This is a genomic window from Geodermatophilus sp. SYSU D01106 (genome assembly GCF_054049995.1).
The window spans coordinates 12,939-27,093 of sequence record NZ_JBJGYM010000033.1 but is presented as its reverse complement, the minus strand read 5'-3'; the positions used below and the strand labels follow the sequence as shown (position 1 = coordinate 27,093).

General features: G+C 75.4%; 14 protein-coding genes. 2 read left to right on the top strand and 12 right to left on the bottom strand.

The genetic code is table 11. From position 1 onward, the window contains the following. Positions 1–317: 317 nt before the first annotated feature. Genes ACI78R_RS22275 through ACI78R_RS22265 form a run of 3 tightly spaced genes read right to left on the bottom strand, consistent with a single transcriptional unit; the run spans position 318 to position 3,877 of the window. Positions 318–1,856 carry an FHA domain-containing protein gene (locus ACI78R_RS22275; protein ID WP_457042325.1) on the bottom strand — a complete coding sequence of 513 codons (1,539 nt, stop codon included), beginning with the start codon at positions 1,854–1,856 and terminating at the stop codon, positions 318–320. Further along, positions 1,856–2,287 (bottom strand): hypothetical protein, encoded by a 432-nt coding sequence (locus tag ACI78R_RS22270; RefSeq protein WP_454556176.1) that lies wholly within the window; start codon positions 2,285–2,287, stop codon positions 1,856–1,858. Before ACI78R_RS22270 ends, ACI78R_RS22275 begins: the two co-directional genes overlap by 1 nt. Before the next feature lie 42 nt (positions 2,288–2,329). Next, positions 2,330–3,877, bottom strand: a complete 1,548-nt coding sequence (locus ACI78R_RS22265; protein ID WP_073419195.1) for an FAD/NAD(P)-binding protein — start codon at positions 3,875–3,877, stop codon at positions 2,330–2,332. A 204-nt stretch (positions 3,878–4,081) separates the two neighbouring features. On the opposite strand from ACI78R_RS22265, the gene ACI78R_RS22260 reads away from it, so the two are divergent. Then, positions 4,082–5,728, top strand: a complete 1,647-nt coding sequence (locus ACI78R_RS22260; protein WP_457042324.1) for a serine/threonine-protein kinase — start codon at positions 4,082–4,084, stop codon at positions 5,726–5,728. A 13-nt stretch (positions 5,729–5,741) separates the two neighbouring features. Here ACI78R_RS22260 and ACI78R_RS22255 read toward each other — a convergent pair whose 3' ends face one another. The 9 genes from ACI78R_RS22255 to ACI78R_RS22215 all read right to left on the bottom strand — a co-directional run bounded on the left by ACI78R_RS22255 (position 5,742) and on the right by ACI78R_RS22215 (position 13,046). After that, entirely contained in the window at positions 5,742–6,506 is a 765-nt protein-coding gene (locus ACI78R_RS22255; protein ID WP_457042323.1) for an isoprenyl transferase, read from the bottom strand. Next, on the bottom strand, positions 6,496–7,284 hold the full coding sequence (gene recO / locus ACI78R_RS22250) for a DNA repair protein RecO (protein WP_073419192.1): 789 nt from the start codon (positions 7,282–7,284) through the stop codon (positions 6,496–6,498). Before recO ends, ACI78R_RS22255 begins: the two co-directional genes overlap by 11 nt. A 1-nt stretch (position 7,285) precedes the next feature. After that, positions 7,286–8,200 carry a GTPase Era gene (gene era, locus ACI78R_RS22245; RefSeq protein WP_457042322.1) on the bottom strand — a complete coding sequence of 305 codons (915 nt, stop codon included), beginning with the start codon at positions 8,198–8,200 and terminating at the stop codon, positions 7,286–7,288. A gap of 130 nt (positions 8,201–8,330) precedes the next feature. Continuing rightward, positions 8,331–8,663, bottom strand: coding sequence for a cytidine deaminase (locus ACI78R_RS22240; protein ID WP_457042321.1), 333 nt, complete (start codon positions 8,661–8,663; stop codon positions 8,331–8,333). A gap of 98 nt (positions 8,664–8,761) precedes the next feature. Next, on the bottom strand, positions 8,762–10,093 hold the full coding sequence (locus ACI78R_RS22235) for a hemolysin family protein (protein WP_457042320.1): 1,332 nt from the start codon (positions 10,091–10,093) through the stop codon (positions 8,762–8,764). Then, positions 10,090–10,593 (bottom strand): rRNA maturation RNase YbeY, encoded by a 504-nt coding sequence (gene ybeY, locus ACI78R_RS22230; protein ID WP_073419188.1) that lies wholly within the window; start codon positions 10,591–10,593, stop codon positions 10,090–10,092. Before ybeY ends, ACI78R_RS22235 begins: the two co-directional genes overlap by 4 nt. Before the next feature lie 5 nt (positions 10,594–10,598). After that, a complete protein-coding gene (locus tag ACI78R_RS22225) occupies positions 10,599–11,729 on the bottom strand; it encodes a PhoH family protein (RefSeq protein ID WP_454554796.1) in 1,131 nt (376 codons plus the stop codon). Between the two features lie 89 nt (positions 11,730–11,818). Continuing rightward, positions 11,819–12,643: an enoyl-CoA hydratase/isomerase family protein gene (locus ACI78R_RS22220; protein ID WP_073419187.1), complete on the bottom strand. Its 825-nt coding sequence runs from the start codon at positions 12,641–12,643 to the stop codon at positions 11,819–11,821. A gap of 43 nt (positions 12,644–12,686) precedes the next feature. Beyond that, positions 12,687–13,046, bottom strand: coding sequence for a histidine triad nucleotide-binding protein (locus ACI78R_RS22215; RefSeq protein ID WP_073419186.1), 360 nt, complete (start codon positions 13,044–13,046; stop codon positions 12,687–12,689). 112 nt (positions 13,047–13,158) lie between these two features. Here ACI78R_RS22215 and ACI78R_RS22210 point away from each other — a divergent pair, with 112 nt between their 5' ends. Continuing rightward, positions 13,159–14,106 carry a putative selenate ABC transporter substrate-binding protein gene (locus tag ACI78R_RS22210; protein ID WP_457042319.1) on the top strand — a complete coding sequence of 316 codons (948 nt, stop codon included), beginning with the start codon at positions 13,159–13,161 and terminating at the stop codon, positions 14,104–14,106. The last annotated feature ends 49 nt before the right edge of the window (positions 14,107–14,155 follow it).

Here is a 14,155-nt window from a genome sequence, read left to right as displayed (position 1 = left end):
GGGGGGGGGGGGGGGGTGGGGGGGGGGGGGGGGGGGGGGGGCGGGGGGGGGGGGGGGGGGGGCCCGGGCGGTGGGGGGCGCCCGGGGGGGGGGCCCCCCCCCCCGACCCAGCTCCGGAGGTCAGGTGCCTCCTTCCGGCGGGTCGTGCTCTGCACGCCCCCGCGTGCAGAGCACGACGGTGCGCCGGAGGGGCTGCGGTCCGGGGGGGCGGTCGGAGGGGACGCGGCCGGACGGGACGGGGACCCCCGGGGACGCGACGGCGCCCGCCTCCCCGGAGGGAGACGGGCGCCGGAGGTGCCGGAGGCGGTGCCCCGCGGTCAGAAGCCGCCGTGCGGGGACTCGAACGCGAACTGGCGGCCACCCATCCGCACGGCCATGCCGGGGGTGAGCCGCACCGGCTGGTGCGGCACCAGTGACGACCAGCCCGGCGCCCCGCGCGGGGCGACCAGGGTGCCGTTGGCCGAGCCGGTGTCGAGCAGCAGCACGTCCCAGCCCTCGAGCCGGATCTCCGCGTGGTGCCGGCTGACCCCGCCGGTGTGGTCGACGACGAGCAGCGGCCGCAGCAGCCCGGACGCCACCCGCTCGTCGGTCTCGGGCTCCCGGCCGAGCAGGTAGTCCATGTCCAGGCTGACGGTGGCGCCGTCGTCGAAGACCAGCAGCCCGAGCGGAGGGCGCACGCCCTCGATCAGGACGGCGGTCTGCTGCGTGGTGCGGATGCCGCAGAGCGCGCAGAAGCCGGCGCGGGGGTCGTTGAGGTGCCCGTTCTTGCAGAGGATCCCCTTGACCGTGGCGCGGCCGTCGTCGGGCTCCTCCGCGCCGGCCGAGGCGGGCTCCGCGCCCGGCGTCGGCAGCGGCTCGCGGGGAGGCTCCGCCTCGGCGGGCCCGCCGAACAGCAGCGTCGACTTCTTCGGTGCCGGCAGCTCCACGACCGGCGCCGGCGGCTCGGCGGCCACCGGGGCGGCGTGCCCGTGGTCGTGACCGGCATGGTCGTGACCGGCGTGGTCGTGACCGGCATGGTCGTGGTCGTGGTCCGCGTGCGCGGGAGCGGGAGCGGCGGCGGGCTCCTCCGCGGGCGGCGGAGGCGGCGGCGTCGAGCCCGCCGGGGTGCGCGCAGGCCGCGGCGGGACGAGCGGCAGGCCCGGCTTCGCCGCGTGCGGCGCGGGCAGGCGCACCATCGTCGTGCCCGACGGCGGCGGCGCGGGGGCCGCCGACGGCGCGGGCGCGGGCGAGAGCACCGCGGCCGCGCCCGGGACCGCGCCGGCCTCGAGGTCGGCCAGCGGGTGCGGCGCGGAGTCGGCCGGCGACCCGGCCGACAGGTGCAGCGCCGCGGGCGGCCAGGTGACGAAGCGGTCGAGCACGAGGGTGCCGTTGTCGAGCTTCTCCCCCTGCGCCGGCGTCAGCCGCAGGCCCAGGTCGGGCACCTCGGCGGTGCCGCCGCCGGCCAGCACGAGCGCCAGCCCGTCCTCGGTCGCCGCGGCCACGGCGAACGACGGCGGCTCGGCGACCGTGCCGAGCCAGCTGCGTAGCTCCTCGTGCAGCCGGGTGCCGGGAGCCCGGCTGCCGGCCGCCGAGACGCGGCGGCACAGCTGCACGAGCTCCCCGACGACGGCGTCTCCGGCCGGGGCGGCCGCCGGCGGCGCCGGGACGGGCGCCGGTCCCCAGCCGACCAGCGCCGGCCGGGCGGGCGCCGGGGCGGCACCGGCCGGCCGGGGGGTCACGCCGACGACGAGCAGCACACCGGGGACCCGGACGACGAGGTCGGGGCCGGGGGCGACCCGGACGGCGACCTGGTCGAAGGGCGGCACCGTGGCGGGCGCCCCGCTGGTGCCGGTGAGCGGTGGGGTCGGAGCCGACATCAGATGAGCCTCCCACCGTTGATCCGCCAGTGGATGAAGGGGACGCGCATCGGGCCGTTGGCCACCAGCCACACGATCAGCCAGGTGCTGGCGAAGTGGATGACGAACGCGGCGCCGGGCAGCGAGCCGATCCACGTGACCCCGCCGGCGAAGAGGAACCACACCAGCAGGCCCTCGGGGATGCCGGTGAGCAGGCCGAACAGGGTCGGCCAGTCCTTCTCCCACCGGAACTGCTGGATGCCGTGGTAGACGAACTCCCACAGCACGCCGAGCACGAGGGTGACCAGCAGGACGGAGAAGGTGGCGCCGTAGGACGCGGCGAGCGTCGTCCCGGTCGGCAGGACGGGGGTGATGAGCAGGGTCCAGATCGAACCGACCACGGCCAGCAGGAAGACCCTGGTCTGGATGCGGCCGTTCAGGGTGGGCAGCACGGTTGTCTCTCTCGGTCGTCGCGGGTGTCGGGGTCGGGCCGGTCAGATCTGCTTGTTGCGGACCCACTTCCACCACTGGCTGGTCGACCGGCCCGGGCCGAGTTTCTGCGCGAAGCCCGCCCGGATGAGGTCGTCGGCGATCTCCTGGGCGGCGATCTGCAGGCCGAAGAAGGTGTCGACGCCGGGGAACGGGCCGCCCAGGGTGGCGCTGCCGGAGGCGTACATCTTGCCGCCGTTGCGGGTGCCGGTGACCTCGAAGTCGCGCTGCACGTCGAGCCGGCCGACCGGGTTGCGCTGTGCGTTGGAGTGGTCGAGCAGGTCGGCCAGCAGCCGGTGCTCGCGGATGTCGGCCTCGAGGCCGGTGCAGTCGATGACGGCGTCGAAGGTGCCCACGTGGCGGCCCTGGTCAGGCGTGGTGACGGTGACCTCGACCAGGTCGCCGACGGGCTCCATCTCGTCGATCTTGCCGATCATGACCCGGTACCAGCCCTCGGCGCGCCCGCGCCGCAGCTGCTCCTGCCAGTCCCGCCGGACGGGCGTGTTGGTGCCGCCCATCTCCTCGTACAGGCGCTTGCGCTCGGCGCCCTCGCTGTTGCGGACCTGCTGCTTGAGCTGCCCGCCCCACACCGACTTCGGGTAGTTGAAGCCCTGGTAGGCCCAGCCGTCGGCGCCCTTGCGGCGCTTGAGGATGCCGGTGCCGTGCGGCTTGTCCACGTAGGTGCGGAACAGGTGGACGATCTGGGTCTGCAGGCCGCGGGCGTCGCGGTCGTCGATGAGCCGCTGCAGCACCCGCGAGGCGACGATGCCGCCGCCGCGGATCAGGATCGTGCCGGGGCGCTGGTGCAGCCGCTCGTACACGTGCTCGTGCCGCTCGTAGGCGTTGACCACCTTCGAGTAGTCGTTGTGCTCGGTGCGGTAGCGCTGCAGGTCGGGGAGGAACTTCAGGCCCGGGTAGCCGACGGCGATGTGCACCCACTGGCTGCGGTAGGCGATCCGGCGGGTCGGCGTCGCGCCCTCCGGCGGGGTCAGGATCGTGAAGTACCCGCCGCCCGCGCGGCGCCGGACCATCCGGACCTGGCCGTGCACGACCATCTCCGGGTACCGGATCCGGTGCATCTCCTTCTCCATCGACTCGAACGCGTGGCCGGCCTTCGGCGTGTAGTAGTTCGCGAAGATCGGCTCGACCAGCACGTTCCAGGCCTGCTTGACGTTGCCCTGCAGCGCCTCGCGGATGGCATAGCTCGGGAAGCCCCAGATGTTGTCGGGGCACGACGAGGAGTCCGACCGCAGCCGCTCCCCGCGGGGGATCTGCGACACCGTCGTCAGGTACTCGTAGCTCTCCCACGGGGTGCGCAGCGGGGTGAGCACCCGCATCGCGCTCGTGGGGACGCCGCAGATGCGCAGGTAGTCGACGGTGACGAAGGAGCCGATGCCGCCGCCGACGGTCACGAACGGGACGTCGACGATCGGGATGCCGGCCTCGGCCAGCATCTGGTCGGTCCAGACGTCGGTGGCGACGAGGGCGTCGGTGAGGTCGCCCGGCTGCGCCGGGGCGGGGGCGTGCTGGGGGGAGATGGTGCGCTCGCTCACGGGGGGTTCTTCCGTCCTCTGTGGGGAGCCGCCACTGTCGAGGCGACCTCGCGGGACTGTCAACGGATTCCGGCGCGGGTCCTGCGACCTGTCGCCGCAGGTCCCGGCGGCGTCCGCGGCGGTCCCGCGCAGGCACCCGCCGCCTACACTCCGCGACGTCCGTCGTGGCCGGCCCGGGGCCCGCCACCGCCGCGGGAGGCCAGGGTGGAACAGCGCCAGTTCGGTCCCTACCGGCTCGAGGAGCTCATCGGCCGGGGCGGCATGGGCGAGGTCTACCGGGCCTTCGACACCGAGCACCAGCGGACCGTGGCGCTCAAGGTGCTCACCGAGAGCCTGGCCGCCGACCGCGCCTACCGCGAGCGCTTCCGCCGCGAGGCGCACGCCGCGGCCCGGCTGTCCGAGCCGCACGTGGTGCCCATCCACCGGTACGGCGAGTTCGACGGGCGGCTGTTCCTCGACATGCGCCTGGTCCGCGGCCGCGACCTCGCCACCGTGCTCACCGAGGAGGGCCCGCTCGCGCCGGCCCGCGCCGTGTCCGTCGTCGGGCAGGTGGCGCACGCGCTCGACGCCGCGCACGCCGAGGGCCTGGTGCACCGGGACGTGAAGCCGAGCAACGTGCTCGTCTGCTCCACCTCCGGCGAGCCGGCCGAGGACGACGACGAGTTCGTCTACCTCGTCGACTTCGGCATCGCCCGCTCCGTCGGCACCGACGGCGGCACCACCGTGCTCACGCAGGCGGGCTCGGCGGTCGGGTCCTTCGACTACATGGCGCCCGAGCGCTTCCTCGAGCGGCCGGCCGACGCCCGCGCCGACGTCTACTCCCTGGCCTGCGTGCTGTTCGAGGCGCTGACCGGGCGCCGCCCGCACCTGGCCCACGACCTCGCGCCGCTGATGTGGGCGCACCTCAACGACACCCCGCCGCCGGTGTCGCGGCTGCGGCCGGGGCTGCCGGCGGGGCTGGACGACGTCGTCGCCCGCGGGCTGGCCAAGGACCCCGACGACCGCTGGCGCTCCGCCGGCGCGATGGCCTCCGCCGCCCGGCGCGCGCTGGCCGCCCCGGCGCCCGCGCCCGCCGCCGTCCCCGCCGCCGTCCCGCGGGCCGGCACCGCCGCCGTCCCGCGGGCCGGCACCGCGCCGCTCCCACCGTCCGCGCCGCGTCCCGCGCCTCCCGCGCCCGGGCCGCCGCCCGCCCCGAGGCCGCTGCCCCTGGCCGGTGCCGTGCCCGCCCCGGCGCCCGCCCCGTCCCCCACCCCCGCCCGGCGCCGGCGTCCGGTGCTGCCGGCGCTGCTGCTCACGGCGGCGGCGCTGCTGGCCGCGGCGGTGCTCGTCGTCGCCCTGGTCGCCGGGTCGGGCGGCGCGGCCGGGGCGGACCCGCCGGAGCGCCCGACCGCCGGACCGCAGCACGACGCGCTGCTGGCGATCGTGCCCGCCGACTTCGACCCGTCCTCCTGCCGGCCGGCGCCGTCGGCCGGTGACGGCGACGTGGCCGCGGTCGACTGCGGGCGGTCGGCCAGCGAGACCGGCCCGCGCACCGCCCGGTTCTTCCTCTACCCCGACGGCGAGACCGCCGACGAGGTCTTCACCGCCGACGTCACCGGCCTCGGGCTGCCGGCGCTGGAGAACGGCGCGAGCTGCCCCGCGTCGCAGGGCCACCAGGACTGGACCGTCGACGACGTCGTCATGGGGCAGGTGGCCTGCTACGTCGACGAGACCAACACCGCGGTGCTCATCTGGACCGAGACCGACGACGCCACCGAGGCGGTGGTGACCGTCCGCAACGGCGGCACGGCGGGCCTCGCCATGCTGGTCGAGTGGTGGAACGAGGCCGACCTGTCGGGCTTCGGGGCCTGAGCCGGACGCCCGCTCAGGCCTTGCCGAACCGCCGCTGGCGGGAGGCGTACTCCTCGCACGCCGCCCACAGGTGCCGGCGGTCGAAGTCGGGCCAGAGCGTGTCGAGGAAGACGAACTCCGCGTAGGCCGACTGCCACAGCAGGAAGTTGCTGGTGCGGTTCTCCCCCGAGCTGCGCACGAACAGGTCGACGTCGGCCATGTCCGGCTCGTCGAGGAAGCGGGCGACGGTGTCCTCGTCGACCTTGCCCGGGTCGAGCCGGCCGGCGGCCACCTCGCGGGCGATCGCGGCGGCGGCGTCGGCGATCTCGGCCCGGCCGCCGTAGTTCACGCACATGGTGAGGGTGAGGACGTCGTTGTGGCGGGTGAGCTCCTCGGCGACCTCGAGCTCCTTGATGACGCTGCGCCACAGCCGCGGGCGGCGGCCGGCCCAGCGCACCCGCACGCCCAGCTCGTGCATCTCGTCGCGGCGGCGGCGGATGACGTCGCGGTTGAAGCCCATGAGGAAGCGGACCTCCTCGGGGCTGCGCCGCCAGTTCTCCGTGGAGAACGCGTAGGCGCTGATCGCCTTGACGCCGAGCTCGATGGCGCCCTCGACGCAGTCGAACAGCGAGGACTCCCCCGCCTCGTGGCCGGCCGTGCGGGGCAGGCCGCGCTCCTTGGCCCACCGGCCGTTGCCGTCCATGACGATCGCGACGTGGCCGGGCACCCGGTCGGCGGGGATCGCCGGCGGGCGGACGCCGGAGGGGTGCGGGTTCGGCGCCTTCACCTCACGCCTCACGGAGCAGGTCCACCTCCCGCCGCGGGGCGACGTCGGAGCGGTCGACGAGCGGCAGGGAGCGCAGCCCGCGCTCGAGGTGCCACTGCAGCAGCGCGGCGACCAGGCCGCTGCCCTCGCGGCACTGGGCCCGCTCGCTGGCCTCGGCCGTCTCCCAGTCGCCGGACAGCAGGGCCTCCAGGTGCTCGATGGTGACCGGGTTGGGCATCGCCGACCCGGTCGGGCGGCACTCGCGGCAGACGGAGCCGCCGGCGGGGACGGAGAAGTGCCGGTGCGGGCCCTCGACGCCGCAGCGCGCGCAGTCGCCGAGCGCGGGCTCCCAGCCGGCCACCGACATCGCGCGGAGCAGGAACGCGTCGAGCACCAGGCCCGCCGGGCGGGTGCGCTCCGACAGCGTCCGCAGCGCGCCGACGACGAGCAGGAACATCCGCAGCGAGGGCTCCTTCTCCTCCGCGGTGAGCCGGTCGGCGGTCTCCAGGACGGCGGTGCCGGCGGTGTAGGCCGGGTAGTCGCCGACGATCGCCGGGCCGTAGGAGCGGATGGACTCCGCCTGGCTGACGATGTCGAGGGTGCGGCCGGTGTAGAGCTGCAGGTCGACGTGGCTGAACGGCTCGAGCCGGGCGCCGAACTTGCTCTTGGTGCGGCGCACGCCCTTGGCCACCGCGCGCACCTTGCCGGTGCGGCGGGTGAGGACCGTGACGATCCGGTCGGCCTCGCCCAGCTTCTGGGTGCGCAGGACGATCCCCTCGTCGCGGTACAGCGACTTCGGCGTCGTGCTCACGTCAGTACCCGAGCCTGTTCAGCTTCTTCGGGTCGTCCTGCCACTCGCCGAGCACGGTGACGTGCAGGTCGAGGTGGACGCGCGCGCCGAGCAGCTGCTCCAGGCCCGCGCGGGCCTCGGTGCCGATCGCCTTGATGACCGAGCCGCCCTTGCCGAGCAGCATCGGCTTCTGGCTGGGCCGCTCGCAGTGCAGCAGCGCGTGCACCTCGACGAGCTCCGCGCCCTCCCGCTTGGGGTCGGGCCGGCGGTTCAGCTCCTCGACGGTGACGGCGAGGGAGTGCGGCACCTCCTGGAACACCTTCTCCAGCGCCGCCTCGCGGATGAGCTCGGCGATCTGGCGGTCGGTGTCCTCGTCGGTGACCTGCTCCTCGGGGTACAGCGGCGGGCCCTCGGGCAGCAGGCCGACCAGCAGGTCCTCCAGCAGCTCGACCTGGTCCCCCTCCACCGCGCTCACCGGCACGACCTCGGCGGCCTCGACCAGCTGGCTGGCCGCCACGAGCTGCTCGGCGACCTGCTTCTTCGACGCGGCGTCGGTCTTGGTCACCACGACGACGACCGGCGCCTTCACCTCCCGCAGCTGGCGGGCGATGAACCGGTCACCGGTGCCCACCGGCTGGTCGGCGGGGATGCAGAACACCACGACGTCGACCTCGGACAGCGTGTCCCGGACGACGTCGTTGAGCCGGCGGCCGAGCAGGCTCTTGGGCTTGTGCAGGCCGGGGGTGTCGACCAGCACGAGCTGACCGGCGGGCCGGTGCACGACGCCGCGGATGGCGTGCCGGGTGGTCTGCGGGCGGTTGCTGACGATGCCGACCTTCTCGCCGACGATCGCGTTGGTCAGCGTGGTCTTGCCCGCGTTGGGACGGCCCACCAGACAGGCGAAGCCGCTGCGGTACGGCTGGTCCGGCGTGCTCACCGGCCCAGTCTCCCACTGCGTGATGACATCGTCGGCCTACCGGCCGACACCGCGGCCACGTGCCGTCCCCCACAGGCGTGGAGCCCCACGACCGCTCCTCGCGGAGGCCTCCGGCCCCCACTCGTCGCGGTCACGCGGTGGCGCGCAGCACCCCGTCGGGCCCGGCGAGGTGCACGGGCGCCGACGGCGTCAGGTCGTGCACGGCGGCCAGGCCGTCGGCCTCGACGGCGTCGGCGGCGGACACGACCGCCGCGGCCTCCAGGCCCTCGACGCCGCTGGACACCGCCGCGGCGACGGCGGCCTGCAGCGCGGACAGCCGCAGCGAGGGCAGCGCCACCGACGCGGCGACGTACGTGCGCCCGTCGGTGTCGCGGACCGCGGCGCCCTCCGGCGCGCCGGTGCGGCCGCGCGCGGAGCGGGCGAGGGTGACGAGCTTGGCGTCCTCGGGCTGCAGGTCGGGCACCGGATGAGTGTCCTACCGGTGGATCCGGCCCTCGCGCAGGGGCCCGCCGCGAGCCTGCGAGCGGTGGGGGCGGGAGGGTCCTCCAGGAGCCTTCCACGTCAGCTCTCGGCGCCGGCCGGGACCTCCGCGCGGGTGGCCCCCGACTGGGCGTCGGGATCGGTGTCGAGCGCCTTCGTGACGACGATCGTGTCGATGCGATTGCGCCGCCCGCCGGTGCTCTCGGCGACCAGCCGCAGCCCCGCCACCTCCGCCGCCGAGCCCTCGATCGGCACCAGGCCGAGCTCGCGGGCGAGCAGGCCGCCGACGGTCTCGACGTCGTCGTCGGAGGGCAGCTCGACGTCGAACAGCTCGGCGAGGTCCTCGACCGGCAGGCGGGCGGTGATCCGCACCGAGCCGTCGTCGAGGCGCTCGACCGGCGGGCGCTGCACGGCGTCGTGCTCGTCGGCGATCTCGCCGACGATCTCCTCGAGGATGTCCTCGATGGTGACGAGACCCGCGAACCCGCCGTACTCGTCGACGACGACCGCGATGTGGGTGCGGCGGGCCTGCATGTCGCGCAGCAGCTCGTCGACCGGCTTGGACTCCGGCACGAACGCCGGCGGGCGCATGAGCTCCTCGACCCGCGGGCCGCGGCCGTCGCCGAGGTTCTGCGACCGGCGGACGAGGTCCTTGAGGTAGACGATGCCGACGACGTCGTCGACGTTCTCGCCGATCACCGGGATGCGGCTGAACCCGCTGCGCAGCGCCAGCGCCAGGGCCTGCCGGACGGTCTTGGTGCGCTCGATCCACACGACGTCGGTGCGCGGCACCATGACCTCGCGGGCGATGGTGTCGCCGAGCTCGAACACCGAGTGGATCATGTTGCGCTCGCCGGACTCCACGACGCCCCGCTCCTCGGCGAGGTCGACGAGCTCGCGCAGCTCGACCTCGGTGGAGAACGGGCCGTCGCGGTAGCCGCGCCCGGGCGTGATGGCGTTGCCGAGCAGGATGAGCAGCGTCGCGACCGGCCCGAGGAGGCGCACCAGCAGCCGCACGACGCCAGCGGTGGCCAGCGCGATCGGGTAGGCGTGCTGGCGGCCGAGCGTGCGCGGGCCGACGCCGACCAGCACGTAGCTGACGACCACCATGACGCCGGCCGCGGCGAGCACCGCCTGCCAGCCCGTGCCGAGGGCCCGCACGAACAGCACGGCGACGAGCACCGCCGCCACCATCTCGCAGGCGATCCGCAGCAGGAGCAGCAGCGCGACCGCGCGGGCGCGCTCGCCGAGCACCTGCTCCAGGCGCGGTGCCCGGCGGACGCCGTCGCGCCGCAGCTCCTCCACGCGGGCCGGTGACACGCGCTGCAGCGCGGCGTCCATGGCGCCGAAGGCACCCGCCAGCGGCACCAGGCAGACCGCGACCACCAGCAGGGTGACCGCGCCGGCGCTCATCGGGACCCGGGTCCCCGTTCCGCCGGCTCACCGGTGACCGGCTGCCGCGGGGCCGAGCGCCAGCCCTCCAGGAGGCGGGTCTGCAGGCCGAACATCTCCCGCTCCTCCTCCGGCTCCATGTGGTCGTAGCCGAGCAGGTGCAGCACGCCGTGCGTGGCGAGCAGCAGCAGCTCGTCGTCCATGGAGTGACCGGCGGCGCGGGCCTGCCGGACGGCCACCGACGGGCACAGCACGACGTCGCCGAGCAGCGCGGGACCGGGCTCGGGGTCGTCCGGGCGGGCGGTGTCGAGCTCGTCCATGGGGAAGGCCAGGACGTCGGTCGGGCCCTTCTCCCCCATCCAACGCTCGTGCAGCACCGACATGTAGTCGGGGTCGACGCACAGCACCGACAGCTCGGCCATCGGGTTGACGCCCATCTCGGCGAGCACGTACCGGCAGATCCCGGTCAGCTCCGCCTCGTCGACGGCGATCTCGGACTCGTTGGCCACCTCGACCGGCACGGCGCTCAGCTCCCCTGCCGGCGCGGCCGCGCGGGGCGGGCGGGCACGGCGGGACGGCCGGCGCCCTGCTGGTGGGCGGCGTCCCAGCGCTCGTAGGCGTCGACGATGTCGCCGACCAGGCGGTGGCGGACGACGTCGGAGCTGGTCAGGTTGGCGAAGTGCACGTCCTCGACGCCGTCGAGGATCTCCCGCACCACCTTGAGGCCGCTCTGCGCGCCGCCGGGCAGGTCGACCTGCGTGACGTCACCGGTGACGACGATCTTCGAGCCGAAGCCGAGGCGGGTGAGGAACATCTTCATCTGCTCGGCGGTGGTGTTCTGCGCCTCGTCGAGGATGACGAACGCGTCGTTGAGCGTGCGCCCGCGCATGTAGGCCAGCGGGGCGACCTCGATCGTCCCGGACTGCATGAGCCGCGGGATCGACTCCGGGTCGACCATGTCGTGCAGCGCGTCGTACAGCGGCCGCAGGTAGGGGTCGATCTTCTCGCTGAGCGTGCCGGGCAGGTAGCCCAGCCGCTCGCCGGCCTCGACCGCGGGCCGGGTGAGGATGATCCGGTTGACCTGCTTGGTCTGCAGCGCCTGCACGGCCTTGGCCATCGCCAGGTACGTCTTGCCGGTACCGGCCGGGCCGATGCCGAAGACGATGGTGTGCTGGTCGATCGCGTCGACGTAGCGCTTCTGGTTCAGCGTCTTGGGCCGGATGGTGCGGCCCCGGCGGCTGATGATGTCGAGGCTGAGCACGTCGGCCGGGCGCTCGGAGCCGCCGCTCTTGAGCATGCCGATGACGCGGCGCACCGAGTCGGGGCGCAGCGCCTGCCCGGTGCCGAGCAGCGCGATCAGCTCGTCGAAGACGCGGACGGCGAAGGCGTTGTCGGCCGGCTGCCCGGTCACGGCGATCTCGTTGCCGCGGACGTGCACGTCGGCCTCGACCTCGCCCTCGACCAGCCGCAGCAGCTCGTCGCCGGAGCCGAGCAGGGCGACCATCGAGACGGAGTCCGGGACGGTGATCGTGGCGCGGACCGCGGTGGGGGCGGCGCTCGCGAGGGCGCTGGCGCTGTCGGCGGCGACGGCCTGCGCGGAGGCCTCGCGGGACGTGGGCGCGCCCGGCACGGGGACGTTCGGGGAGGTGTCGGGCAAGAACCCTCGACCCTGCCTTCCTGGCACGGGGATGAGACCTTCCCGAGTCTACCCGCGCGCGTCGAGGGGGAATCCCGCCCGGAGGGGCGTCACCGGCCCCGGTAGCCGGCCTTCCCGGGGCCCTCCTCGAGGAAGGAGACGACGGCGCCGCGCAGGTCGTCGGTGGCGAACAGCGGGCCGGAGACCTGCGGCGTCACGTCGTCGGCGGCGCGGACCCCGTGCCGGACGGCGGTGGCCACGAGCCGCTTGGTCGCCGCGTGCGCGGCGGTCGGGCCGGCGGCGACCCGGCGGGCGTACTCGCGGGCCGCCTCGGCGAAGCCCTCGTCGGGCAGCACCCGGTTGACCACGTCCCAGCGCTCGAGCACCGCGGCCGGGTAGCGCTCGCCGGTGAAGATCAGCTCCTTGGCCCGCGCGGGTCCGGCGCGCTCGGCCAGCCGCTGCGGCCCGCCCATCGACGGCGTCAGCCCGACGACGATCTCGACCAGCCCGAACGACGCCCGCTCGGCGGCCAGCAGCACGTCGCAGGCCAGCGCCAGCTCGAACGCGGCGGTGAGGGTGAGCCCGTGCGCGGCGAACACCGTGGGCACCGGCAGGTCCTCGACCGTCTGCGCCACCCTCAGCAGCCGGGCCCACAGCGCCGCCCCCTCCCCGGCCGGGTCGGGGCCCTCGGCGATCGCCCGGAAGGCGGTGACGTCGACCCCGCCGGAGACGACCTTCCCGCGGGCCTCGACGAGCACGGCGCGGGCGCGGTCGGCGCGGCCGGGGGCGGTCAGCGCGGCCAGCTCGGCGGCCACCTGCTCCAGCGCGGCGAAGACCGACTCGTCGAACAGGTTCAGCGGCGGCCGGTCCAGCACGACGACGGCGACGTCGCCGTCGCGCTCGATCCGGACGGGGGCGACGGCGCTGTCGGTCATGGCGGCCACCCTGCCAGCCCGGGCGGGGACCCTCCCCGGCGGCTCAGCCCGGGGGCCAGCCCAGCGAGCGGCCGCCGAGGACGTGCAGGTGCAGGTGGTGGACGGTCTGCCCGGCCGCGGGGCCGGTGTTGGCCACCAGGCGGTAGCCGGGCTCGGGCCCGTCCTGCGTCGCGAGGCCCTCCTGGACGGCGACGGCGTGCGCGGCCGCCACGACCTCCGCCAGCAGCTGCGGGTCGGCGCCCACGAGCAGCCCCGCCGTCGCGTGGTGGTCCTTCGGGATGACCAGGACGTGCGTGGGGGCCTGCGGGTTGACGTCGCGGAACGCCAGCGTGCGGTCGGTCTCGTGCACGACGTCGGCGGGGATCTCCCCGGCCACGATCCGGCAGAAGAGGCAGTCGCTCACCTCCCCGACCCTAGGGGGCGGGGGCGGGCGCCGCGGGCCAGGATGGCCCGGTCAGCGCCCCCACCCGCAGGAGGTCCCCCGTGCCCGTCCCCCAGCCACCCGGTCGGACGTAGTGACCGCGCGCAGCGCTCTCCGGTCGGGGAGCCCCGGTGTCCGCCCGTCCCGCCGCGCGTTCCTCGCCGGCACCGCTCTCGCCCTCGCGACCGCCGCCTGCGGCCGCTCCTCCCCCGTCGGCGCCGCCCCGTCGTCGGGCCGCACGCCCACGATGCGCATCGGCGCCGTCCCCGACCAGGACCCCGAGGTCCTGCAGCGCCTCCACGGCACCGTCGCCGACGCGATGTCGGCCGCGCTCGACCTCGACGTCGTCCACTCCCCGGTCACCGACTACGCCGCCGCGGTCTCCCTCTTCCGCACCGGCGACCTCGACCTCGTCTGGTTCGGCGGGCTCACCGGCGTGCAGGCCCGCCTGCAGGCGCCGGGCGCGCGGCCGGTCGCCCAGCGCGACATCGACGCGGCGTTCCACTCCGTCTTCGTGGTCAACGCCGCGGCCGGGCTCGCGCCGGCCGACGACCTGCGCCCGCTGGCCGCGCTGCGGTTCACCTACGGCAGCGAGACCTCGACGTCGGGCCGGCTGATGCCCGCGTACTACCTGCAGCAGGCCGGCGTCGACCCGCAGGGCTTCCCCGGCGGGCCGGGGTTCTCCGGCTCGCACGACGCCACGATCGCGCTGGTCGCCTCCGGCAGCTACCAGGCCGGCGTGCTCAACGAGCAGGTGTGGCGCTCGCGGACGGAGGAGGGCGCGGTCGACCCCGCCGTCGTCGAGTACGCCCGCACTCCCGCCTACTCCGACTACCACTGGCTGCTCGGCCCCCGCGCGGCCGAGCGGTTCGGCGACGACGTCCCGGAGCGGCTGACCGCGTTCTTCACCGGGCTGTCGGCCGACGACCCGGACGACGCGGCGGTGCTCGACCTGTTCGGCGCGCGGTCGTTCATCCCGGCGCGGGCCTCGGACTACGACCGGATCGAGGAGATCGGCCGCGGCCTGGGGCTGGTCAGCTGACCGCCGTCCTCCGGCTGGCCGGCGTCACCGTCCGCTTCGGGACGGCGAC